Source organism: Vibrio sp. YIC-376 (assembly GCF_052353105.1).
Classification (GTDB): Bacteria; Pseudomonadota; Gammaproteobacteria; order Enterobacterales; family Vibrionaceae; genus Vibrio.
In genome coordinates this window covers 541,895-565,070 of the sequence record NZ_JBBWFK010000001.1, presented here as the reverse complement: position 1 = coordinate 565,070, position 23,176 = coordinate 541,895, and the positions used below count along the sequence as shown (strand labels likewise).

At 42.1% G+C, this 23,176-nt stretch carries 27 protein-coding genes and 1 pseudogene; 13 read left to right on the top strand and 15 right to left on the bottom strand.

Going from position 1 to position 23,176, the window contains the following annotated elements; all coding sequences use genetic code 11:
- Positions 1–62 precede the first annotated feature (62 nt).
- Positions 63–1,703 (bottom strand): AAA family ATPase, encoded by a 1,641-nt coding sequence (locus tag WJM94_RS02570; protein WP_444492676.1) that lies wholly within the window; start codon positions 1,701–1,703, stop codon positions 63–65.
- 211 nt (positions 1,704–1,914) lie between these two features.
- Here WJM94_RS02570 and matP point away from each other — a divergent pair, with 211 nt between their 5' ends.
- The 7 genes from matP (at position 1,915) to WJM94_RS02535 (ending at position 5,718) form a co-directional block, all read left to right on the top strand.
- On the top strand, positions 1,915–2,364 hold the full coding sequence (gene matP / locus WJM94_RS02565) for a macrodomain Ter protein MatP (RefSeq protein WP_444492675.1): 450 nt from the start codon (positions 1,915–1,917) through the stop codon (positions 2,362–2,364).
- An 11-nt stretch (positions 2,365–2,375) separates the two neighbouring features.
- Positions 2,376–2,687 (top strand): DUF3634 family protein, encoded by a 312-nt coding sequence (locus WJM94_RS02560; protein ID WP_444492674.1) that lies wholly within the window; start codon positions 2,376–2,378, stop codon positions 2,685–2,687.
- 110 nt (positions 2,688–2,797) lie between these two features.
- Positions 2,798–3,130, top strand: a complete 333-nt coding sequence (locus tag WJM94_RS02555; RefSeq protein ID WP_444492673.1) for a hypothetical protein — start codon at positions 2,798–2,800, stop codon at positions 3,128–3,130.
- Between the two features lie 142 nt (positions 3,131–3,272).
- A complete protein-coding gene (locus WJM94_RS02550; protein WP_444492672.1) occupies positions 3,273–3,851 on the top strand; it encodes a DUF2726 domain-containing protein in 579 nt (192 codons plus the stop codon).
- Positions 3,852–4,080: 229 nt separating this feature from the next.
- Positions 4,081–4,524 (top strand): hypothetical protein, encoded by a 444-nt coding sequence (locus WJM94_RS02545; protein ID WP_444492671.1) that lies wholly within the window; start codon positions 4,081–4,083, stop codon positions 4,522–4,524.
- A 363-nt stretch (positions 4,525–4,887) separates the two neighbouring features.
- Complete coding sequence (locus WJM94_RS02540; protein ID WP_444492670.1) at positions 4,888–5,205, top strand: antibiotic biosynthesis monooxygenase family protein; 318 nt, start codon at positions 4,888–4,890, stop codon at positions 5,203–5,205.
- A gap of 36 nt (positions 5,206–5,241) precedes the next feature.
- Positions 5,242–5,718, top strand: coding sequence for a GNAT family N-acetyltransferase (locus WJM94_RS02535; RefSeq protein WP_444492669.1), 477 nt, complete (start codon positions 5,242–5,244; stop codon positions 5,716–5,718).
- A 38-nt stretch (positions 5,719–5,756) separates the two neighbouring features.
- Here the strand turns inward: WJM94_RS02535 and WJM94_RS02530 are convergent, their stop codons facing one another.
- The gene (locus tag WJM94_RS02530; protein WP_444492668.1) at positions 5,757–5,912 is read right to left on the bottom strand and encodes a hypothetical protein; all 156 of its coding nucleotides are present in this window, start codon (positions 5,910–5,912) and stop codon (positions 5,757–5,759) included.
- On the opposite strand from WJM94_RS02530, the gene WJM94_RS02525 reads away from it, so the two are divergent.
- From WJM94_RS02525 to WJM94_RS02515, 3 genes are all read left to right on the top strand, one after another.
- Positions 5,911–6,381 (top strand): GNAT family N-acetyltransferase, encoded by a 471-nt coding sequence (locus tag WJM94_RS02525; protein WP_444492667.1) that lies wholly within the window; start codon positions 5,911–5,913, stop codon positions 6,379–6,381. The genes WJM94_RS02530 and WJM94_RS02525 overlap by 2 nt on opposite strands.
- A gap of 9 nt (positions 6,382–6,390) precedes the next feature.
- Positions 6,391–6,768, top strand: a complete 378-nt coding sequence (locus WJM94_RS02520) for a PH domain-containing protein (RefSeq protein WP_444492666.1) — start codon at positions 6,391–6,393, stop codon at positions 6,766–6,768.
- A 1,437-nt stretch (positions 6,769–8,205) separates the two neighbouring features.
- The gene (locus tag WJM94_RS02515) at positions 8,206–9,747 is read left to right on the top strand and encodes a hypothetical protein (RefSeq protein WP_444492665.1); all 1,542 of its coding nucleotides are present in this window, start codon (positions 8,206–8,208) and stop codon (positions 9,745–9,747) included.
- A 4-nt stretch (positions 9,748–9,751) separates the two neighbouring features.
- On the opposite strand, the pseudogene WJM94_RS02510 reads toward WJM94_RS02515, so the two are convergent.
- Together WJM94_RS02510 and WJM94_RS02505 are read right to left on the bottom strand one after the other, a co-directional pair.
- Positions 9,752–10,033 (bottom strand): annotated as a pseudogene (locus tag WJM94_RS02510) (phage protein); the annotation flags it as partial.
- On the bottom strand, positions 9,996–10,193 hold the full coding sequence (locus WJM94_RS02505; RefSeq protein WP_444492664.1) for a hypothetical protein: 198 nt from the start codon (positions 10,191–10,193) through the stop codon (positions 9,996–9,998). The pseudogene WJM94_RS02510 and the gene WJM94_RS02505, both read right to left, overlap by 38 nt.
- 209 nt (positions 10,194–10,402) lie before the next feature.
- Between WJM94_RS02505 and WJM94_RS02500 the strand changes: the two genes are divergently transcribed.
- On the top strand, positions 10,403–10,771 hold the full coding sequence (locus WJM94_RS02500) for a regulator (RefSeq protein WP_444492663.1): 369 nt from the start codon (positions 10,403–10,405) through the stop codon (positions 10,769–10,771).
- A 567-nt stretch (positions 10,772–11,338) separates the two neighbouring features.
- Here WJM94_RS02500 and WJM94_RS02495 read toward each other — a convergent pair.
- Positions 11,339–11,785: a hypothetical protein gene (locus WJM94_RS02495; RefSeq protein WP_444492662.1), complete on the bottom strand. Its 447-nt coding sequence runs from the start codon at positions 11,783–11,785 to the stop codon at positions 11,339–11,341.
- A 304-nt stretch (positions 11,786–12,089) separates the two neighbouring features.
- On the opposite strand from WJM94_RS02495, the gene WJM94_RS02490 reads away from it, so the two are divergent.
- Positions 12,090–12,461, top strand: a complete 372-nt coding sequence (locus WJM94_RS02490) for a regulator (RefSeq protein WP_444492661.1) — start codon at positions 12,090–12,092, stop codon at positions 12,459–12,461.
- A gap of 55 nt (positions 12,462–12,516) precedes the next feature.
- Here WJM94_RS02490 and WJM94_RS02485 read toward each other — a convergent pair whose 3' ends face one another.
- From WJM94_RS02485 to WJM94_RS02440, 10 genes are all read right to left on the bottom strand, one after another.
- Positions 12,517–13,218 carry a hypothetical protein gene (locus tag WJM94_RS02485; protein WP_444492660.1) on the bottom strand — a complete coding sequence of 234 codons (702 nt, stop codon included), beginning with the start codon at positions 13,216–13,218 and terminating at the stop codon, positions 12,517–12,519.
- Positions 13,219–13,246: 28 nt separating this feature from the next.
- Complete coding sequence (locus WJM94_RS02480; protein WP_444492659.1) at positions 13,247–14,086, bottom strand: hypothetical protein; 840 nt, start codon at positions 14,084–14,086, stop codon at positions 13,247–13,249.
- A gap of 630 nt (positions 14,087–14,716) precedes the next feature.
- Positions 14,717–15,901 carry a hypothetical protein gene (locus WJM94_RS02475; RefSeq protein WP_444492658.1) on the bottom strand — a complete coding sequence of 395 codons (1,185 nt, stop codon included), beginning with the start codon at positions 15,899–15,901 and terminating at the stop codon, positions 14,717–14,719.
- Positions 15,894–17,231, bottom strand: a complete 1,338-nt coding sequence (locus tag WJM94_RS02470; RefSeq protein WP_444492657.1) for a zonular occludens toxin domain-containing protein — start codon at positions 17,229–17,231, stop codon at positions 15,894–15,896. Before WJM94_RS02470 ends, WJM94_RS02475 begins: the two co-directional genes overlap by 8 nt.
- Positions 17,232–17,242: 11 nt before the next feature.
- Positions 17,243–17,572, bottom strand: a complete 330-nt coding sequence (locus tag WJM94_RS02465) for a DUF2523 domain-containing protein (protein ID WP_444492656.1) — start codon at positions 17,570–17,572, stop codon at positions 17,243–17,245.
- Entirely contained in the window at positions 17,572–19,002 is a 1,431-nt protein-coding gene (locus tag WJM94_RS02460) for a virulence factor TspB C-terminal domain-related protein (protein ID WP_444492655.1), read from the bottom strand. The genes WJM94_RS02465 and WJM94_RS02460 overlap by 1 nt, the downstream gene beginning before the upstream one ends.
- Before the next feature lie 137 nt (positions 19,003–19,139).
- Positions 19,140–19,340, bottom strand: a complete 201-nt coding sequence (locus WJM94_RS02455) for a hypothetical protein (protein ID WP_444492654.1) — start codon at positions 19,338–19,340, stop codon at positions 19,140–19,142.
- Between the two features lie 262 nt (positions 19,341–19,602).
- Entirely contained in the window at positions 19,603–19,908 is a 306-nt protein-coding gene (locus WJM94_RS02450) for a chemotaxis protein (RefSeq protein WP_444492653.1), read from the bottom strand.
- An 83-nt stretch (positions 19,909–19,991) separates the two neighbouring features.
- Positions 19,992–22,016, bottom strand: coding sequence for a replication endonuclease (locus tag WJM94_RS02445; protein WP_444492652.1), 2,025 nt, complete (start codon positions 22,014–22,016; stop codon positions 19,992–19,994).
- On the bottom strand, positions 22,009–22,311 hold the full coding sequence (locus WJM94_RS02440) for a hypothetical protein (RefSeq protein ID WP_444492651.1): 303 nt from the start codon (positions 22,309–22,311) through the stop codon (positions 22,009–22,011). The genes WJM94_RS02445 and WJM94_RS02440 overlap by 8 nt, the downstream gene beginning before the upstream one ends.
- A 203-nt stretch (positions 22,312–22,514) precedes the next feature.
- Between WJM94_RS02440 and WJM94_RS02435 the strand changes: the two genes are divergently transcribed.
- A complete protein-coding gene (locus tag WJM94_RS02435) occupies positions 22,515–22,883 on the top strand; it encodes a DUF3693 domain-containing protein (RefSeq protein WP_444492650.1) in 369 nt (122 codons plus the stop codon).
- Positions 22,884–23,176 lie beyond the last annotated feature (293 nt).

Below are 23,176 nucleotides of genomic sequence, written 5' to 3'. Positions count from 1 at the left end.
ACTCCAATTTTTGACAGGTGCATCTTAGTGAACACGTGTACGCTAAACAACTCCGATCAGTACTAAACAAACCAGTTTTTGATACGCTGCACAATTCCTTCTGTGTGTTCATGTCTTTCAAAGTTTTCAATACGTTCAGCAATTTTTCCAATAATGCTGTCGTCTTCACCACGGAATGGTTTACCCATCAGGATAGGAATGGCTTCATCTACAGTAGATACTGACCAAATGTTGAACTCTCCACTTTGAATGCTTTTTATGACGCTTTTATGTAAGGCTAAGTGCTTGAGATTCGTCTCAGGTAGAATCACACCCTGATGCCCGGTAAAGCCTTGGTGTTTACATACCTGATAGAAGCCTTCGATTTTCTCATTCAAACCACCTACGGCCTGAACGCGACCAAATTGGTCTACAGCGCCTGTCACGGCTATCTGCTGATTAACAGCGCATTCAGACAGCGCACTCACTAAACAACACAATTCAGCGAGAGAGGCACTGTCACCATCGACTTCACTATAGGACTGTTCAAACACAATAGAAGCAGCATAAGGTAACGGTTCATCAAGATTTAGTGCCGAGCTCAAGAACGCTTGCATGATCATCATACCTTTGGCGTGCAAGTTGCCGCCAAGTTCTGCTTTGCGCTCAACATCAGATACATCGCCGTCACCAAAGTGAATCACACATGAAATACGTGCTGGCTCACCGTAAGAAACAGGGTGGCCAGCCATATCAATGACCGTTAAGCCATTAATTTGCCCAACTTGTTCACCTGTCGTTTCAATGATTACCTGACCATCGAGAATGTCGTACACAGCGCGTTGCGGCAAGTAAGACTCACGATAGTATTTGTCGTCAATGGCGTTATCTATCGCATTAAAGTCAATTACATTACTTTCGCAGTACTGGCTTGCGAGCGCTAAGAGCTGGTAGTGCCATAATACGCCAAGAGGAAGGTAATGTTGGTCTTCCATTAAACGCATGCCAGCCAACATGAGCCTTCTAAATGCATGTTCGTCTAAGCTTGGTAACTTGTATTCGCTGCACACCCAATTTACAAAACCCAGATATGAAGCCAAATTATCTGGTGACAGGTGGATATCTTCCTCAACCTCGGTATACATGGTTAAACCTGAAGAAAAGTCCTCATCGACGTACTCAAGTTCTGCGAGTTGGCTTCTGTCACCAGTGACAATCAGTTTAACGTCATAGGTGTTTGCGGTAACGGTAGAAGCCGTAATACGAGTAGGACTCATGTTCATTGGAATAAATGGCTGCTTTTGAATAGCTGATTTAATGCTTGGCCAATAGCCAGGATTCGCCAAGATTAAATTCGCGGGAACCATCAGGTAACCACCATTAGCTTGAGAAATGAGTCCAGCTTCAAACGTAATTTCACCATTCTCCGCGACGCTATAGCGATCGAAGAGAAGTTTTGCGTCAAGAGATTCGGTTGTGATCACTGGTGACGAAGCGCTCTGTTTGACCGCTGCGCTTATTAAGCCACGGTATATCGAATTGTCTACGCAATTAATCAGCAGGATACGGGTAAGGCCATTGATTTTTGTAAATCGAGAAATCGTCGCTGACATTCGTGGTTGTAGATCAACAAATGTTTGCTTTGGTAGTGTCGTAGCGGTCTTTAATAATGCATCGTATTGGTCGAACGAAGGCGTAACGTCTTGCCAGTTAAGTTGGTTCATTAAAATTCATCATAATTCAATCTTGGCGCCATTATAGCGAAACGGTTAATAACTCCCTAGTCCCAATTTGAACAATCACAAATTAGTGAGGATTCAATGTGTAATAGATAGACAAATGAGTGATCCGCTTCGATACTTCTAAGAGATTTGTTTGCTGAATTTAAGTATCTGGGTTACGCTGTCACTAGGTGAGATTTATAGGTCGGAAAGGATGAAATATCAGCAACTTGAAAATTTGGAATGTGGGTGGAAGTGGAATTATCTGATCAAGAAATGGAAGGATGGAGTGGCTATTACTCGCCATATCGATTCCAGTGAAGCAGATGCCGCAGTAGCTGAGCTACGACGCCTTGAGCACGAACCTACACAGGTACTGACTTGGATTGAAAACCATATGTCAGAAGAGCTTGATAATAAGCTTAAGCAAGCGATACGTGCAAAACGAAAACGTCATTTCAATGCTGAACAAGTTCATACTAAGAAGAAATCTATTGATCTGGATTACCGAGTTTGGGAAAAGCTTTCAAACCGAGCAAACGAGCTGGGTTGTACGCTCTCAGATGCGATTGAATATTTAGTTTCCGAGGCATCGAGAAGCGAAAAAGCAAGTCAGAAGGTATCTTCAATTAAAGAAGACTTGAGTAAGCTGCTATCCAGTTAAGGAGTATTTAAATGTTATACGTAATATTGATTGCTGCTGTGGTTATCTTTTGGCTGATTGCTGTCGACCGACCGGTACTCAAAGTTTCGTTTGACGAGGGGCATATCAGTAAAGTGAAAGGCCATATTCCTCCTACTTTCAAACACAACTTAGAAGATATCAGTGAACACAACCCGTTCACTGGTGAGATGAAAGTTTACAACCAGCGCACAGGGATGCGTTTAGTTTTCTCTAAAGACGTGCCAAAGAAAACCCAGCAAAGAATCAGAAATGTCTTTCCTCACCAAGGCTTTAAAACAGCTAAAGGTAAGAAGCGCGCTTAGCTTACATATCAATTACTTATTCATGTTAAATGGGACGCAAATCAGCGTCCCATTTTTTATATTAGGGCGATGAAAAACTAATATAGCTTCATGATTTAACGACTAAATAAATGGGTATGAATTTTCGATACGTTGTCACGTTTTTGGCTTTGGTTTTATTCAGTGGATCTGTCTTTTCGGATGATTCTGAAACAAACCCAGTTGCCAGAAAGATCAAAAACCAGCTGCAAAGTAAAGTAAGTCGTAAATTCGATGATTATCAGGGTTACTGTGATGTCATGATCGAAATGGAGCATAAGGGAAGTAAGGCATCGATCAAACGTGTTACAGGTACGGGCGATCAACCAGTGTGTCGTTATGTGAAATCGAACTTAAAAGTAGGTAAGACGTTTCGCTACAAGTTTCCGGAAAAGTATATACGACTCCATATCTCTACTAATTAGCCTTAAACGCTCTCGGGCTGGAAGTTATAAACTCGTTATATGACGTTGTAATCGTATCGAACTCACCGGATTCTAACGCGTCAGAGAATGGTATAAGGCATTAATTTTGTTGTTATCGTTTCTTAGAAAAAGGATTTATAAAGTGTTTGAAATAGTTATAGTTTTATTCCTAGTGTTGATTGCCTACACATCAATGAAATCAAAAAAGAGTCGACATCGCGGTCAGCTTAAGCCTTTCGTTGGTTCTGGAAGTAAGAGAGTCACTACGTTCCCCACAGTAACAAAAAAGCCGGCTAAGCCATCTTTTGTGCCTCATAAAAAGCACATATATCTGAACTCCAAGACAGAGCGTAATTTCTATCAGGTTCTACAAGAGATATTACCTTCTGATTATGTCGTGCATTGTCAGGTGTCACTGATGGCTTTGGTTCAGCCTTTGCACTTCAAAGACAACTCCCGGACTTGGGCTAAACGTATGGATTACGTGATCACAGATCGAAATACTAAGATACTCGCGGTAATAGAGTTGGATGATTCATCTCATAGGCAGAAAAAGCGTCAAGAACGTGATTTTTACGTCAACTCTGCATTAGAGGGGCATCACAAGCTACTGAGGTTTGAAGCTACAGGGAAGTATGACCCGATATATGTCGCTAACGTGATCGAAAGAGATACTGAGATAACGTGTAATCCGTTAGTGACCGTCGCTCAGCTTAATTAGACTGCCGTTAGGTTGGCCAAAGTCATTGAAAATTTATAGTTAACAAGTACAAATTATCATGCTTTTGTCTTGATATGTTCTGGTACCACTATACGTGAGTATGACTGGAAGATGTTTGCTAGAGCAATGAACTCTTCAACAAAAATAGTAAGAGCGCAAATATTTAAAATTGCTTACCAAAAAGAAATATTTACTTATGGTAAAGAGCAAGAATTTTGGAGGTGTGTAAGTGAAGCATCAAAATAAAGTACTCCTTATCTCCATACTAGTCGTTGGTTGTTCAAGCTCTTCTGATAGTGTTACAGCTTTAAAAAACTGGGATAACAAGTATGAAATGTGCTTTATGTCTCAAAGTGATAATCCCAAGTTCCCAGATAATGTTTGGTTTAAATCCTTAAGTATCGAAGACCAAAAAGCTGTAATAGGATACCTCTATAACTATAACTCCAGAAACTGTATAAAAGATGAAGCAGAAGCTCTTAAACTAGCGCTAATACGTGACGGAAATGAGGCTTTACTACATCTATTTCAAGAAGATCTCTCCCCACTTGAGGAGGCAGTTTTGGAAGCTGTGAACCATCTCGACCAAGCAGAGTTAATGAAATTGCAAAAGGATTTCTCACGTCCGTTTAATCTTTCTAAGCTCGTCGATGATTTAAATTTATATAATTAGCTCAGAACCCCAGTAAAGTTAAATTCTAACGATGTCTCGGTGCTTACTACATTCAGCGACCATAAAGGGTTGTATCGTTTTATAAAGCGTTCCGTCTCTAAAGCTCAACAGCAACAATGAAAGCGCATTCGAAACCTTGCGACAAACTTCGTAACCTTACTAATAATGATTTACACAATGGTTCGATACTCATACTTTAGTTAGGTCGATTGGCCTCGACGGGCTTCAATATTTGAATCGTATTCGTTTTTCAAATCTGAAGCTAACTTAAAAGCCGAACCTTAGCGATGGGGTTCGGCTTTTATTTGTGAGGTGACTAGGCAGTATTGCGCCATAATTCAAAAGCGCTCAAGGGGGGGACAAATGTTTATAGCAGTTTATGAATTTGAAATTAAGGCAGGCACAGAGGCTGCATTTCGCGATGCATGGCTGGAAGTGACCAAAGCTATCTATCAGCATTGCGGTAGTTTCGGCTCCAGGCTTCATATATCAGACAAACCGAATATCTTAGTGGGTTATGCCCAGTGGCCAAGCCGAGAGCAATGGGAACAAGACAACGAACTCACCGACGCTCTTTATCAACGTGCACGAAATGAAATGCGCGCCTGTCTTGTAAAGTCTAAAACGGTCTATAAACTAGAAGTTTGCGACGATTACCTGCAGAACGTATTAGCTTCCTAGTTGAATAATGTTAACGCTTTGGACCTGAGGCAAAGTATGAAGTTAGTCGAGTTTAAACAAACTCATTTTAAACAGCTGGTGGAATGGATTAAGACCGATGAGTTGAATTACTTATGGGGCGGCCCGGCATATACTTTTCCGTTAACTGCAGTTCAAATCAAAACCCACTGTGCTCAAGCAGAAGTCCATCCTTATCTTTTCACTGTTGATCATGCAAATGCAGGGTTTATAGAACTGTACAAGGTTGCAGACGATCATTATCGGATCTGTCGAGTTTTCATCAGTGAGGAGTTTCGCGGTCAGGGATTATCAAAAGCCATGATGACTCTGGCAATTGAAAAAGCTCGAAATGACTTGTCTGCAGAAACGCTGAGTTTGGCGGTATTTGAACATAATACGGCAGCGAGAAAATGCTACGAGTCCTTGGGCTTTGAAACGTTAATGGTTGAATCAGGTACAAGATATTTTAACGGTCAGTCTTGGAAGCTATTACGTATGGAAAAGCAGTTTTAGCCCCTAATTCAAATAAGTTCTATCTCATTGTCTCCACCTTAACGACGCTTAACAGGCATGGTGCTATAAAGTGATTCAAACGGAACGTTTAGTGTTGAGATAGTTTGCTCAGTAACATCGAGGTTCGACATTCCCGCTTCTACAAAAATCTTGTTTGGCGCTGAATTCTTTTTCCAATAGACGGAGTACAACATGGAGTTTGTTCCGGTAAATATCGAAGAACAATTAGATTTGTGTGTCGCGTTTCGTAAAGATGCTTACGCCGTCAGTTACGGCAATGTAGACGGTTTTTGTAGCGAGGACGCGACATCATGGTTCTATCGATTGGCGTCATTCTCAGATGCTGGCTTCTACCATGTTGTAATGAACGGCGAAACCATTGGCCAAATCGAGTTTAGAAAAGGCTTTATAGACGATGATGGCGTGAAATATGGTTACATAAACCTCTTGTATTTAAAGCCAGAATTTCGTGACAACGGTTTAGGTAGCAAGTTGCAAGACTTCATATTTTCACAATTAAAGGCTGCCAAATGTGAGTATGTCCAGTTAAGGTATTTACCAGCCAATAGTCAGGGCATCGCGTTCTACCGTAAACATGGTTGGTTAGACGTTGGTGAGGTCGATACGCGAGGCCAGCTGGCTCAAAAACAATTAGTTGTATAGGAGAGAGTCATGATCGATTTTAAAAATTCGTCGGTGTTTAAACTAAAGCCGATTGAAGAATCGAAGGTTAGAGAAGATTTCTACAAATTTTTCATTGATGGTGAGGAAATCATTGCCGGATTCAAAAGTGTCCGTGATCAGGTGATTTTCACCAACAAACGAGTTATCGCAGCCAACGTACAGGGCATTACCGGCTCAAAGGTGGACTATACGTCGTTGCCGTACAGCAAAGTGAATGCATTCTCTGTAGAAACATCTGGCACATTCGACCTGGACTGCGAGATAGAGCTGTATTTAAGTGAAGTAGGCAAAGTACGCTTTGAGATAAAAGGATCATTCGATCTTGTCTCATTCAACAAACACATCAGCGAGTGTGTGATGGGCTAACAAGCTCACTAGAGAGATTCAACACGCACGGCATTTTGAATGCTTTACACTCAGTTTCTGTTGTCGCTGGTGGCGCTTAAGATGCCTTGCGATTTAGCCTAATAAAGATACCAGAAAGTAGGGGGCTTGGATGGAAAGCCCCATGAAATCGGACGGCAAAGTTTGCGAACAGCGTCGAAACGGTACTAATGACGCTTTACACAGCGAGTAGAGAGCCGATACTTTGGGCGCGTCGATTGACCTCGACTGGCTTCGGAATCATATGGTGTTGCTCTCCAAATCCGAAGCCAAAAAGAAGCCGAACCTTAGCGATGGGGTTCGGCTTTTTTGTGCAGTCATTGGGCTTCACCAAAGTGACTTGGATAAACTTGTCTACTGGTTGAGCCAACTAATAAGAGCCTGTCGCCAAAATCAGAGATAAAGTAAGAAAGTCAGATAGTTAACTCCACGACTATCAATCAAAACCAATAGGAATTAGAAGAATTAGTGACCGCGTAACTTAATATTGATGAGTTTGCCTCTGTTTAAGAAGGCCTGAGAGCTGTAAGTTCCGATATTCAAAAGTGCCATTACCAAATCCAGCTTACTGTAATGGCTAAGAGAGAATCGCTTTGAAGTGATAGCCCGATTGTTTTTCAGCTATATTTATCTTGAATATCACATTTAACAAGATGGGGTAGACAATGAAACTAGCATATTACGTAAACGATATAGCTCAGGAAAATAGCGACCACGAGGTCCATCATAATGGCGACCACGAGGTCCATAATTCGGGGTGTCCTCATTTTGATAAAATTCAATCTAAGACTTACTTAGGCTTATTTGATAATTGTGCTGAAGCAGTAATTGAAGCAAAGAAAAAATATTACCAGTCAAATGGTTGTTATTGGTGCTGCAACGACTGTCACATGACACACTAGTTAAGAACGGGGAACTTTCTACGAACAAATCGTGTACGCACATCTTGGTGGTGAGTTCCCAGTTGAAATGAAGCGACTCCATGAAACCTTACTAGTGACGATTTACACAGCGGGTAGGGAACCGATACCTTTGTCGTGTCGATTGACCTCGACGGGCTTCACCATCCAATTAGTGTTTTTCTCCACATGACATGAAGCCAAAACTTAGCCGAACCTTATTAGCGATGGGGTTCGGCTTTTTTGATTGAGGTCGGCTTTTGTTCCTGCATGAATAGTCAACAGCTTGATTGTCTTTTTATAAAAGGGCAATATCAGATGATGGTTAAAGTTGCATATCGCTTGGGCGAAAATAAATATTCGGCAACTTAATTTTAAGTTTTTTACAAAGTGAAGCTGAATCATTATTCAACATGATTCGGCTTCTTGGGTTAATTGGACAGCAATATTTTGTGCAAAGGTAGCACTGGCTGTCAAACAACACCCCTACATTTGGAATCAGCCGCGCAAAGGAACACATATGGTGTTATTCGATTCAGAAAAGAAAATCTATAAAAAAATAGATGAAGAAAAAGAGCATTTGTGGAACGCAGTCAACGAGATCAAGAAGCAAATCAAGCAGCAATCTGAAAACTTAGGCGAACTGGAAAAAAATGCGCCTGATCACTACAAGCAGATAGTAAATGACAGCAGGAACATAAGTACATATAGAAACCGAGCACAGGAACGCTCAAAGGAAATCGAACAAATATTGTCTTCTATAACAGAAGCCAAAACGGTCATCGAAAGAACACAAGTCGAAGCTAGCGAAGCCAAGGAAACTATTGATACTCAAAAAGATGCTTCTGAAGATGCATTTATAGAACAAAAGAGAAAACTGCAAGAGCTCAAAGAACAACAAACTGAAATAGAAGAGATGCACAACGAGCTCGTAGAATTTACCAATCAAAAAGAAGGCTTACAAGAGAGCGTAAATATAATTCGAGAGCTGTTAACAGAATCTGAATCCTCAGGTAAGCGAATGAATAACTTACTGAATGGAGCTGTATCACAACGAAAAAGCATAAATGAAATATATGAAGAAATATTTGGTTATGTACATATAAACGAAGGACAAGAGGTCGTTGTTGTTGGTTTAAAAGAGGAGCTGGAAGCTAGTTTTACGAAGTTAAAAGAAGATTTAAGCAATTTTTCCAAAGAATTAGCAAAAGTGAATCAAACTCAAGAGAACACATTAAATGGAATAGAAATTAACTACGAAGAAAGTCTCGAAAATTTCAAAAAAAATTCCGAAGCTAAATACGATGCAATAGTCGAAAAAATCAACTCTTTATTGCCATCAGCTTTAACAGCTGGTCTTTCTGGTGCTTACATTGACAAAATAAAGATTGAAAAGGAAGAACTGAAAAAACATGAAAAATCTTTTAACAATTCGATAAAGGCTCTTGTAGCTTGCTCGCTGATGCCGTTTGCATTTATTGTGGCTCGAATTTTCTTCCTAAGGGAAGGGTTTGATATAGTAATCAAAGATGCTCCAATGTTGTTTTCTATTATGTTACCAGTGTATGCACCAATACTTTGGGTGGCTTATTCTTCAAATAAAAGTTACAAGCTAAGTAAGCGTTTAATTGAAGAGTACACTCATAAAGAAGTATCGAGCCGCACTTTTGAAGGTTTATCAACGCAAATTTCCAATATTGGCACAGATACAGCTAGTGAAGAATTAAGAACTAAACTGTTGTTCAACCTATTAAACGTGAACAGTGAGAACCCCGGTAAACTTATATCGGACTACAACAATTCGGATCATCCTATCTTAGATGCGATCGATAAAAGCTCTAAACTAACAGATGCTCTTGGAAAGCTTGGCAATATTCCCTTGTTAAATCAACTGCTTGCTCATCTAAGTGCTAGAGAAAAGGATAGGTTAGCAGCTCAAGCGCAGGCTTCGGAAAGGACTTTGGAGAACCACTTAATGGCGTCTTCAGAGAATAGTGAAAATCAGCAACCAGAGAAAACACCGGAAACGACTACTACAGGGTCATCGAAGGTTTTGGGTTAAACTGCTACTTATTTTTACTTGGTATCCATTCGGCGGCTTTCATTCGACGGCCGCCACGAAACGGTAAGACGTTTTCTTTTGCGGGATAGACCTTGGGCTGGTCTATGTGCCCAAATTGCTCGACAAGCTGGCGATGCTCGTCACGCCAGAACACAAAGCTTTCTAATTCTTTCGGGTTAAACTCACGACCGGACGGCGTGATAAACACCGCGCGTTTCTCACAGATTCGAAATCCAGACCAACGAATATCATTCGGCAAGTAGCCAAGGGATTTGATGAGCAGAAGCTATTCTGCCATTGTCTCGCAGACGATTCATAAGTCGCTGCACTTGGCGAACACTCAAATCAAGAATGTCTGCCGCATCGACTCGGCGGATTCGACGATCACAAACATCCTGGATTACTTTAAAACGATTGATATCAGAGTCATTCATAGTCACTAGCATCTTCATCATGTCCTTAGCACAAATCCAAAGTAAATAAGGACTAGTGATTGTATGCTAAAGAGACATTTTAACTTTGTTAAATAGTGACATTACAACTTTTCTCCTACACCCTTACTACGTATTATGTCTCCTTATGTTTAATAGGGTTATACGTTCATTTCAAGCACTAACTTACTGTTTTGATGAACAATTCATTAAGGTGGCGCGAAATGAATAAAAACTATATTTTTCGCGAAATTGAGTGTGGTTTGTCCGTTGAACAAACTGCTGAGCTTTGTTTGAAAACTGCGAGGACTGTCAAAGAATGGGATAGGGGAAAAACCATACCACCAGAATGTAAAAGGCTGATGAGGATGGTAAAGGGTAGAGAGCTCAGTTCGTCAGAACAATGGAATAATTTCCGCATGCACCATGACCGCTTAGAGCTACCAACGGGGAAATTGGTTACAGCTCAAGAAGTATTAACAGCGATAGCTTTGTTGGAAATAGACGCATTTTCAGACGTAAAAACCAAAACTAGATTATTAAAATATGTTCGTTGCTTAGAATTGATTAAAAGAAAAACATCTATTGGTTAGCTTTACAAAAACTACGAACCAACAATATTTTACCACTTGAAGTATTGATATGAAGTCTATCTATTATGAACATGGTAACAGTGATCATCAAATTCATACATTATGAATGTAAATGTTTACCGAGAGAAGATAGTAGGCAGATGCTAGGAGCACTTACTAGTTACTTGGAAGCAGTAAGAGAAGCTAATAAATCTATAATCACCGAGGGATCCAGTATGTCACACTGGCTAGCAGAGTCTAATTAGAGGTAAGGCTATAGATAAACAAAAAGGCCTACTTCATAGTAGGCCTTAACTTTATAAGTGTGTAACGTGTTTTATATCATTTGAGCATAAGGAGATACTGTTATCACAACGTCCTGCTAACACAGACATAATCTCACAAACTACATCATAGTAATAATCAGAACCTTTGACGTTGGATTCGTTACTCAATGTGTAAATAGAATCTAAAAGTTCTGTAGATTCTACGTGTGAAACTTTAACGTACTTCTCGCATAAGCTATACCATGATGAGTAAGGAGATTGTGCTTGTAACAAGCTATATAACTCTTTATTTACTTGGGTATTATTCATCATAATCTTCACCCTTTTCACCAATAAGCCATAAATGTTGGGTTGCTACCACTTCATCGTAGTATTCGCTTGCATGCATTGAATAAGCAGGAGCGATAACCAACTTGTCGTCTTTAGAAGGATCATCAGGATATTTATTAACTACTTTTAGTTTACCACTTTCTTCAATTAATTCAATTTGACAGGAAAAACGTGGCAGATCTTGTAAAAAAGGCGGCATGTCTTTAGCAGGTGGTCGTTCCACTGACATCCCTTTATTTTCGGCATGGACCATACCTTTGTTATCACAACTAATATCAGATGCCCCTTTGGGTTCGACATTAAACCCTTGGATTCTAACACCAAGAGTCGTCGCACTTACGCCAATTTTGGGTTTTTGGCTTGACTCATCTATACGAAAATGAGTAAGGACTACTTTGTCAGTTGGTGATTCTTGCACGTTTTTGCCTTTGTTCTAATTTATGCGCGTGTAATTTAATATTATTCTAAGCTAAGAATCAATAAAATTTGAACTGTTTTCGTAATACATTTGAGCTGAACAGTCCTAAATTTTGAATCTGTATCCTTGACTAACTTATACGTCTGCGCTTCGATAAGCACTAACTATTCATAGAGAATTAAGCGTTACTACAAGTTTTGTTAAGTCGATTAAGAATTCGAACCTAGCCGCATAACATTTCACAAAATGTTGCGTGAGTAGTCATTAAGCCGACATATGCACCCTTTTAAAATTAAGGGCTTATATGACTAACTTTCGAAAAATGAGTAAGAATTACGTTTTTCGTGAATTTGTGTGTGGTTTGAGTGTGGAAGAAACAGCTGTTCTGTGTTTTAGGAGCCCCAGGGTGGTCAAATCATGGGATCAAGGAAATCCCATACCTCCTGAATGTATGCGTCTTATGAGAATGACCAGAGGTAGGGAGTTAGCGGCTTCCGAAGAATGGGTAAACTTCAAAATGCATAAAGACAAGCTCGAACTACCGACAGGCCAATTAGTTACCCCTCAAGAAATACTTACCGGAATCGCTCTATTAGAAATAGGAGCTGAACCAGACTTTATCGTCACATCAAAGATAATGAAATACGTTAGAACTATAGGAATGATAAAGAAATGATTCGCATACCCCACAACAGTGGGGTATCTGGATAAATCTAAATGCTAACTAATGATTAGTACAAATCTGCTCCACCGCCTAAATCTATAAGTACATCCATAAATTCTTGACTAGCCTTAAGGTAGTACGCTGACGGACAGTCAATAAACTGCATACTAATCATAACAAGTCGTAGCTGTGAAAACTCAGTAAAGCTAATTAACGTTTGAAATTGATTTTTACGTGTTTTCTCATCGAACCCATTTTCATCAGAGAGTCTCTCACTGGTCATCTTAACTATGTTGTAGAAAATGCGAATTGTGTTGTAGATTCGTTCATCTTTATCAATGAGCTCTATAGCTTGTGAAACAACAGTGTCTGTTGCCCCGTTGTTACGTAATATTTCAATTTGGTCTTCAAGTTCTTGAACTGCGCATACACCATCCAAAGACCTACCCCCGAACTGTGTAGGAAAGTCAAGTTTAAAATTGGCAAATGAGGATTTCTGAGCTTCTATTAAGCCGAAGAAGTAAGTCTCAAATGACCGGAGTTTTTCATTTTTCTGATTTAGCTTAACTTCTGCTCGAAGCTCCTTGTTTGCTTGATTCTGCAAGTTCAAAGACTGAATAAGTAGCACTAATGATATAAAGCTAAGAAGAGGGCTAATCAATCCTCCGACATAGTCACTAAAGTTGACCCAATCAGAAGCATCTTTAGAAATTCCATAACCCAAATTGAAATAGAACTGAAAAACATAAGAAGCAATCACTATTGCCATGATTAACATTGCAAAGACTGAATACCGATTAAGCATCTAAGATACCTTCAATGATATATTTGATTACACGACCACTGTTTGTAGTTTGTGTGTGTGCACGCAACTTTAATGTTTTCCAATTATCTCTATCCGCCCCCAATCCGTTGTTAACATGTAAGTTGTCAGAAAGCTTTTGTTTTAATGCTTTATTCTGAGCAATAAATTTAATTTGTTGAGGGAATCCAAATGCTATCGTCTCGTGAGCTCCTTTTAGCTGTAGTCGACCATTACCAGTATTTATATTCAGGCGAGTAATGCTGGCCTCTAGATCAATTACTTTTCTGTTTGTTTTTGGTTTTAAAGTTGCTGAGGTACCACGATCCAACTGAGCTAGAACCGTTTGTTCTGTTTTGTTCTTACGATATCTGAGTTTAACGTCTTTACCGAAATGAGTCGAAACTGAATGTAGGTGTGTTAAAGATGAAACTCTGAGCTGACTTATTAACTCGTCTGCAAGCTTATCACCTAATTTCTCAAGTATATTCTTTGCTTTCTGGGACAGTTCTGCGCCTTCTTGGTAAAGTGCTTCATGTACAAAATAAGAAACTAGCTCTGTGAATGTTGCTTTACCGATTTTATTGAAACGTTTTTGTAGCTCTGGGTCTTCCAGTTCTAAAGTGAAGGTTTGTATAAATGAGCCTTTGAAGTTTTTCCTTAGCTTAGTTCTGACTTTGTTTTCACTCATCAATTGCTTCGGTACTTTTTCATTTAGGAGTGTGCCTGCTACTTGTCGTGTGACTTCAGACGCACCTTTGAGGGTTTCCAAACCAGCATTCATGTCAACCGAAAAATCTTCACTATCTATCCAAACATCAAAATTGACGCTCATACATGTTCCTAGAAAAGTAACTTAAAGTTATTTCATTATATTTAACATTGTTTTAAATACTATGACCAACAATAAGTTAAGTCGCTTTCTTTGACTTTGAGCGTCTTTCTGCACTTGATAAATCATCACGTTATGATTGACGACCTGCCCCGAGAACTAACCCAAAACTTCATAAATGAAAGCGCACGGTAAAGATTGCGAACTGCGTCGAAACGTTACTAGTGATGATTTACACAGCGGGTAGGGAGACGATACCTTTGGCGCGTCGGTTGACCTCGACGGGCTTCAACATCCAACTAGTGTTTTTCTCCACATGACATGAAGCCAAACAAAGCCGAACCTTATTAGCGATGGGGTTCGGCTTTTTTGTGTGGCTCAAACTTCAAACACCTTACTTCCTAAAAGCTTAAAAATGGATTCGCTTTCTATTTAATATGGGTTCCAGTAGGTTAACGCGCCTTTGTTGTTGATAGGCTCTGCGAGGCGGGCTTAGCAGGGCGAGGGGTGGTTGCTCAACAATTTGATTGAGAAAGCTAACCGCGCCGTTCGATTGCATAGGACAATTGAGTCTAGTGGGCGGCTTGGTGCCTCGCTTGCACTTCGTGCATTGCTTATCCCTGCGGGGCTTTTCTATGCCTCCTCAACGTATAGGACTACGCTAAGTGTTCGGTTTGCTACCTTTTCAGATTCAGAACGGAATAAGAGACCGATGAAAGGGATATCGCCAAGAACCGGAACTTTGATTTCTACGTTCTGTGTCTCTTTAGATGTCATACCGCCAAGCGCAACAGTATCACCTGATTTAACCGTCAGAACCGTATCGATTTGGCGCTTACTCGTTACAATGTCACTCGCTTCAATAGACTTATCGACTCGGCTAAGCTCCTGACGTATCCGGAGTTTTATATTCCCGTTCGCGCCAATATGCGGCTGAACGTAAAGAGACAAACCAACGTCTTTGCGCTCGATGGTTTGAAATGGCTTATCACTTGAATCTGATTCGGTTGTGTAGCTACCAGTCACAAAAGGTAGCTCTTGGCCAACGCTAATCAATCCGTCTTGGCCGTGTAAGATGGTTAGCTCTGGACGGCTCAGAATTTCGGCGTTGTCATTGGATTCGATGTAACGGATAAAGGCCGTGAAGTCGTCGCTATTGGATGACAGGAGAGGAACGCCATTCATGAATCCGGCAGCAGCACCGGAAAAGGCCGCACTGACCGCACCAGCTCCCGCTTTCCAATCGACGGTTAAATCGGACAGGTTGCCGCGAGACGTTTCAACGATAACGGCTCTTACTTTGATTTGTCTCATTGGCCTGTCAACGTAGCGAATAAATTCTTCAACAGATGGGTGCATGTTCTGAGGTGCCGTAACCATTAAAGCCGTTCCCGCAATGATGCTCGAAACATGAGTAACGTCAGGAACGTCCAGAACGGAAGCTTGCACTCGAAGTGATTGCGCTAATGAGTCTTTGAGATCATCGGCGGCCATGAATTCGAGTTTGTATGTCCGAGTGGTGATGAGGTTCCCCGCGTCGAGCTGGTTACGCGGCTGTACTCGAATCACGCTATTGGATTCGATGTAAGTGAGGTTGTGTGCCCGCATCACGCTAAACCAAACATCCCGAAAGTTAGCCGCACCGGATGCCTGATAGATTTTCAATTCACCATCAATCGACGGGTCAGCAACGATCGTCTTTTGGAAGGTTTGACTCGCAATAATGAAAAACTCGTTCAGTGTCTTACCGGATAGGTTCGACTCGAATGCATTCGCCAGTGGTGAAATCAGCATGAGTACCAGTAAGAATCTAGCCATTGTGAATACCTCCTTTGTTTAGTCCGTTAGTCGTGTGAGTTTTTCTATCTCGTTTCTTTCTTCTTTCTCCGTTTTCCTGAAGATCAGCAAAAGGATCAAAGTATCCAAATCGCGCGATGTTCTCGCAGTGGTTATCGCTGATTGCATAACGGGTCATTTGCTGAGTGAAGCAAGCGCAATTTGAATAGTTAATGACGCAAGTTAATTGCGGATACTGAATCGCCTCGGCTGTTAACTGAGCATAAGCAGGGGCAGAGAACGGAAGCGATTCTTCGGCAGGGAATAAGCGAGTAATGTAGTTATCACTCGTTTGACCAGGATAAAAATTATCGGAAGTGAAATCCCCACTTACTGAGGAATGCGCTGACTGAAAATCATCAACGGCCGTTATCTCAGTCGCTTGCACAATCGAGTTTTGATAGAAGTAGTGAAAGCCATAAGCACAAACGGATAAACCAGCAACAACAAAGCCGAGCATGGTTAGCCCTTTTTTGATTTGAGGGTCGAGCTTAGGCTTTTGCGTGTGTTTAATCGCACTGAGGTAAACGCCATAGAAATTGGAATCACGGCGGATCTTTTTCTTTTCGGCCTTGGCTAAATCTGCAGGGGTCTCGATACCTTCGATGTGCTCATATCGATGTAGGGCATCACCGCCGATAAACTCTAAATGAACATGCGCTTGAATACGGCGTCTTATTATTTGGTCAACGTCTCGGAAATCCTGAGAAACAAAGACCAAATCCGAACCACCGTGACGGCTCTTTGTCATCCATTTAAGCGCTTCGGTTGGTTTGGAGCTTCCACCGCGAGGAGGCCAAATATTCTGAACCTCATCAACGAAGATAACCGAACCCGCCGGAAGGTTGTGGATCTCCAGAGGGTTATCAAAGCTTTTCCAAGAAAGTCCAAGCTCGATAATGTGCGAGGCTTCAAGCTCGGATTCTTCGATTTCAAGGACGTCCAACGCCTCTTGGAGTTGTACCAATCGTTTCTTGGAGGCCGTCTTTTTGTACCAGAATAACCACTGTTCGACAGGGTTGTGTTTTGAATATTGGTAGGCCAGATAAGGGAAGTCTTCAAGCTCGGCTAGTCGTCCCTCATCCTCAATTTTTAGTACCTTCTTCTCTAGTGCTTTGTTGTGATTGTTTGCAGGCCAATGAATCCCATAGAACCAACCTTGGAAACTGTCACAAACGGAGTAATCCAGAAGGAGAACGCGCACGCCATGATAATAAATAGGGCGACCGATGAAGGATTCCGTCTCGATGAGTGTCTTAACGGCGTGGAGAGTTTTACCCGTACCAACGCCACCACTAAAAGCAAAAAACATAAGTCAGACTCCTATACTGGGCTGGTTGGTTTTCGCCATGACGGACGATAACCTGTAGCACCCATCAAGCCGTTAAGCGTGAATGAGAAAACGAGGCAGGAGAGGATCACGTTAATGCACGTATCAATGGCCGCGAGTGCCATAAGTTGCGCCAGTGTTGAAGGTACTCCCGCAATATTCGCTTGGATGTAATCGGCCAACATATCGAGAAAGGAATTCACACCCGTATAAGCCACCAAACCGAAACCAACAGAAATAGCAACATACGTCACCAGTGTTCGAATAATCGAAGGAAGAAACGGGATCAAAAACGTAGAAAAAAAACCAATAAGCAAAGGCATTAGAATGCTCCTTGTGTTCTACCAATTAAAAACAGTCCAGCTATCCAAGCCAATACAACATGGATTGGTGCTGCCGTTCGTGCGTAGTAGCAAGCGGGTTCGTACGAGATTTCAACCGTTGTACTTCCGGCAAAGTGATTGAAAGTAAAACTTTGTGCAGCAGGACAACTGGCATTACCAAACGAAACGCCATTAGTGAGAAACTTTGAATCGATTTTGGAAAAGTCGACGCTCTCTGAATCAACTAACTCATCCGTTCTGTCGGTACCAAAAGTTTTTTCAACCGATTTCTTTAGGTCGGTCAGTTGGTTAGTTGGGCAAGAATTTTCGTACTGAATTTTCAATTGCGCGCATTGAATGACATCGCCTTTACACTCAAAAATGCTTTGAGCGCAATCGACTTTTACGGTCGGTTTTTCTTTTCCTTCTGATTCACAACCTTCATCAAGTTCACATTTGATATCTTTCAAGGTATCGCCAATGGCTGCAAGTTTAAGGTTTCCCTCAGCAACAGCACTTTGAAGGCCAACACCGCCGCCACCGCCACCACCTTTATTTTTTAAGTTCTCATTTACCAGCTTCATTTGGCCGAGCATATGTTGCTGCCACTCTTTATAAACTTTGTTATCCAGCAGCTGCTTACTGCGAAAATCATCGAGAGTTGTATGTATATTCTCTAAATGGTTGTTCGCTTCTTTCTCTGGATTTTCTGGGTCTTTCGGGTCTGGATTCGGCAAGTCTGGATCTTTTGGGTCTTCAGGTTCGATACACATATCAGGGAATAACTCACAGTAATTTTCTGGCGGCTCCTCTGGCTTTTCGATTTCAATATCTGGGATTGGTGTATCTGGTGTTCCCGGTGTGTCCGGGTCAGGTTTTGGAAGTGCGCACTCTTGCTTTGTTGGGTCACAAACGGGAATGTCATCATCAGGGGTCGTGCAAGTTAAACCTTGGATGCATTTTTTTGGTTCATGGCCGCAATAGGTGTAAACGTCACCGTCCTTACACCACCACTGGAACACGTTACTGAAAAACTCAGTCTCAGGCATTGAAAGCTGACAAGCATGTTGAGCGTGTTGCACTTCTTTTTGTAGCGCTGGGTCATCACAAGATCGTTTTTTGGGCTCATCAGCTGGACACGTGACAGAAGGATAAGTGGGTGCACCTTCAGGGCAATGCTCTTCACGCAAAATGTAAATCGTTAAAATCCCATTGCAAAATTCATTCTGCGATTTTGATTTAAACTCATAAGAGAATGTTACTTTAGGATAGGACTTACTATAACCGCCCACCGTGTCTGCAATGCTCTTAGGACACATTGGGTCAGGCTCAAGTGTGGAATAGGAAGGATAGTAATAAAATTCCTCCCAATGTGCTGCGTAAGTTAAAGAAGGAAATAAGAACAAACATAAGAAAAGTATTCTAGTCATCATCATCACCCAAACAAAACAAACATGCCAATAAGGAAAAGGACGACGAGGAAAGTGTCATAAGTCATAACTTGCCCTTGGATCAAAAAAGGGGCGAAGAACGCCCCCTTGAGTCAGAAGAAAGAAAAAGAGGGTGGTTAACCGCCGATTTTGCTCCAAGCTTTCTTAGCAACGGTGATGAGAACCATCGCGCCACCAACAGCAGCAACGAAAGCACCAAAGCCAGTAATCAAACCAGTTACCGAGCCAGCATCAGGGCCAGTACCAGTTGCAAAAGCAGAAGCCGATGCAGTAAGAACGCCAGCCGCAACTAGCACGCGAGTTTTGATATTTTTCATAGGTCTATTCCTTATTTACTTAGACATTTTTTTCCAACACCAACAGGTCGCCAGAAACAGAGTTGCCGCTGGCATTACCTCGATGAGTTGGGCGGTGGTCATATAGTTCGGCACGATTTCAGTGAGTAGCACCGAACTAAATCCAGATGGACAATTGTTATTTACTATTGGCTGTTCGCAGATAAGAACGTACATACAAAACCCTTCATAAACTCCAATTGCACACTACGAGTCCCGAACCATTGCCGAGACTCAGTATTCATTACTTATCGCCAAGCACAGGCAGGGCGTACAGATGGAAACCTTCGATTGAAACGTGCTTACCATCGTCATTAGCGAAGCTGAACTTCTTGTGTTCAACGTCAAACATGATGCGTTTGCCAATCGTGCGCTTAAGCAGTTCGCCCGCTTTGCCGTTGTCCCACAGTTCAGGCGACACACGCACTTCAATGGTGTCTGTTGGATTGGTGGTAATTAGGCGCAACTTACCATTCGCTTTTTGTTCGCCGTTGCGGTCTACCTTGGTCTCTTGAGTGATATCGGATTCATCAAGAATCAAACCTTCCATTCTCATAATCGTTTGCCCTTATTTTTACGTTTGGTTGTTAGTTGAAATAGAAAAGACAGTTATTGACACAAGTCCAAGGGAAATCAGTGCCACCAATCTGGAGGGGCTTCGCCCTCCTTATTGGTTGGCATGATTTCCTCTGGTGCTGTGAGCAACAACGCTTCCATTTCTTCATACATCGCTAGGTGCTTTTCATACTGGCTGTATAAGTCTTCACACATGCGCTGGTACTCTTGTTCGCGCTCTAGTGCATCAAAGTAATCGACCACGTTGGACATGATCCCTTGTTGAGCACGTAAGAATTTCTCTTTGTTCTCGGTCTTCCAGTTACGAAAACGAGTGGCGATAAACACCTTCTGAAACATCAGGCCGTTTAAGCGCGCCTGAGCCATATCGCCGTAGCGGGTAGGAGAGTATTCACCACCGGAGGCAATCAGCTTTTCAATTGCATTGGAAACGGTGTATTCCGCTTTAACAGTTTGGTCTTTGCGTTTGACGAACACGCCGCCCATGGCATAACAAAAGGCTTTCCAGTCACCCTCATCGGCAGCGCGGCGAACGCTCTCTAACAGAAAGTGTTCGTCTTGGTTTAGGTCGGTGAACAAGGCGTCATCCTCTTTGAATTCCTCACGTAGACGACGCATTTCGCGCCATACCGTGACAGATGGACCACCAATAAATTGAAATTGGCGTATCTGGTTAACGCGAGCCCACGTGACAACGCGCTCAGCCGCATCAGAGCCAGAAAGAGACGAGCCCTTATCCGATTCGATATGCTGACCATCAATGTTTTTGCTTAGGTATTTCGCGACGTAGCCAACCGCCGAACCCTGTGACCAGTCGATCACCTCGGCCTTAAAGCGGAACTTCTTCGCGCCTTTTTCCTCTGGTGAATCGACCATGGCCAAACGGCGAAACTCGTTAGTGATCAGTTTTCGGCTCGACTTTTCCATAAACAGCAGCAAGTGGTGATGCGGTGTGCCGTCCTGATGAGGCTCAACGATGCGCATCCCGTACACTTTGACTTTGTTCTTATCAAGGAACTTACGCAGCTTTGCCCAGACCGACATGAGATAACCGTGAGCCTGTTTGGCGTCGGGTTTATCAGCGTTAATCCAGTTGGAATTAACCGTTCCGTTTGATACGCAGTGGAAGCGAGACGGAGCCGTCACCGTGAAGAACACCGCATCATGATTCGATTCTTGTGCGATTTCCTCAAAGCCGCGCAGACGCACGAACATTTCAGAGCGGCGAACTTCGGGATTAGAAACCGACTTGGCTGAGAGCTCACTCAGCGTGAAGAAGTTAGAGAGATCGTTTTCGTCGTATGCGACCGTATTGTCTAACGCGATACGGTTAGAGCTATTGCGGTCGCGTTGACGATGCAGCGAGAAATCAGAGCAGTAAACCTGCTTACGGCGTTGAACGAGAGCCAAATCACGGGCAACACATTCCACCTCGTAAGCACACTTACGACGAAGCTGGCGAACTAACCAGTGTTCATCAAGCGCACGGTTAACCAGAGCAAAGAGTTCACAGTTGTTTTCTGCATGACCGATTGCCTCGTCAGAAAACGCCAGACCGAGTGAGTCGAGAAGCTGAACAGCTTTATCAAAACGAGCTTGTGAGAATTCCTCGGGTATCGCGTTGATCACACGAGCAAAATCTCGAGACTTGCGCTTAGCTAACGCGCTGATTTCATCGTCTGACATCGCATAACTGTAACCGTGCGTCGTTAAACGCTCGTGAGCGTCATTCACAGCGCGAGCCGCTTCGACTGCATCACGAGCCTTCAAGATATCCGTGTAAGCACGGGTCATATGTGGGGCAAATGCGCCGTTACGATGTAACGATTTAGGCAGGTCAAAACAAGGGTTTGAAGTAGGGCGCGTAATAAAATCTGACTTATCGTGTGAGTAGATTTGCGCGTCTAACGCAGACATCACACGCGCCGCCATTGGGTAAGCTGGGCGCGTGTGATCTGTATAAGCAAAGCGATGATTGAACAGGTTGTCAGCAATATGCGCGGTCGAGTTCCACGAATGAACAGGAACAAACTCGATGTATTCTTGTTTACCTGATGCTAAATCGACAACCAGTTCACGCATGATGACGAATACCTCTTTCTAAGTAAGCATCCGTCAAGCGGTCAGAGTGTTCTTCATACGCTTGCAAAGCATCGTCATTATCTGGTTCAGATAAGTCAGAAAGAGCAAAATCAGACAGGCCATGAAGCACATGTTCTTTGTCTTCATCTACGATTTGTTGCGCTTGGGCATCACACGATGAACATCCACAGAACTGACCGCCACAAGAGCACAGCTCATCTTCGTTATGACGAGCATCAGAATAGATTGAGACTTTGAGACAATCCTGACAAAGCACAAACTTAGAACGAGACATAACAACCACCTTGACGAGCTGAATTGATAGAATGACCGCCAAAGCCAAGACGAACGCGTCAAGGGCAAACGCCCCAAGCCGAGGCGGTCTAATTCTGATTTAGTAACCAGATTTGGTTATTAGCGTAATCACCAAATTTGGTTAGCGCAAGACACCAAAAATGGTTACTGATAGGCTAAACTGAGGAAAACGGAGGAAACTGTATGTATCAAAATCAACTATTAGATGCCTATAAAAAGGCTCAAAGTTACGTACAAGACAAACAAATAGCAGCGGATATGGATATTCCGCCGCAACGAATCAGTGATTTCCGCAAAGGAAAGCGCTATATGACTGATACACAAGCAATTTTCCTTGCTGAACATTCAGGTTTAGACCCTGAGATTGCTTTATTGGGTTGTCACGCTGATCGCAACGATAATCCACACATAAAAGCGGTGTGGGAAGGTATTGCAAAAAAGTTTAACGGGCTTGGATTGTCAGGGATATCAATGGCCTTTGGGGGTTTGATGGTCAGCCAATACACCACATTAGAGCAAAAGCTCTACTGCGCATTATGTATATTATGTTAAATTAAGTATGACGCTACGTAAGATCTTATCCAGTTAAGCCTCCTATCCCTCTCAGATTTGAATGTGTTCTACCATTGTGAGGCTTTGATTAAACATAATGGCTATTTACCATAAAATACTTAATATAGATCTTAATAATCTATCGATTGTTAAGATCTATATTAAGGCTAACTATTTCCTAAAAACACCTGTATGGCTTTGTAGATAAATTGTCTGAGAACTGGCTTGGATTCGTCTCGGTTACTTTCTGAAGAATGTGCTGTTCAGCTAAAATCATTGTAACCAAACGCATC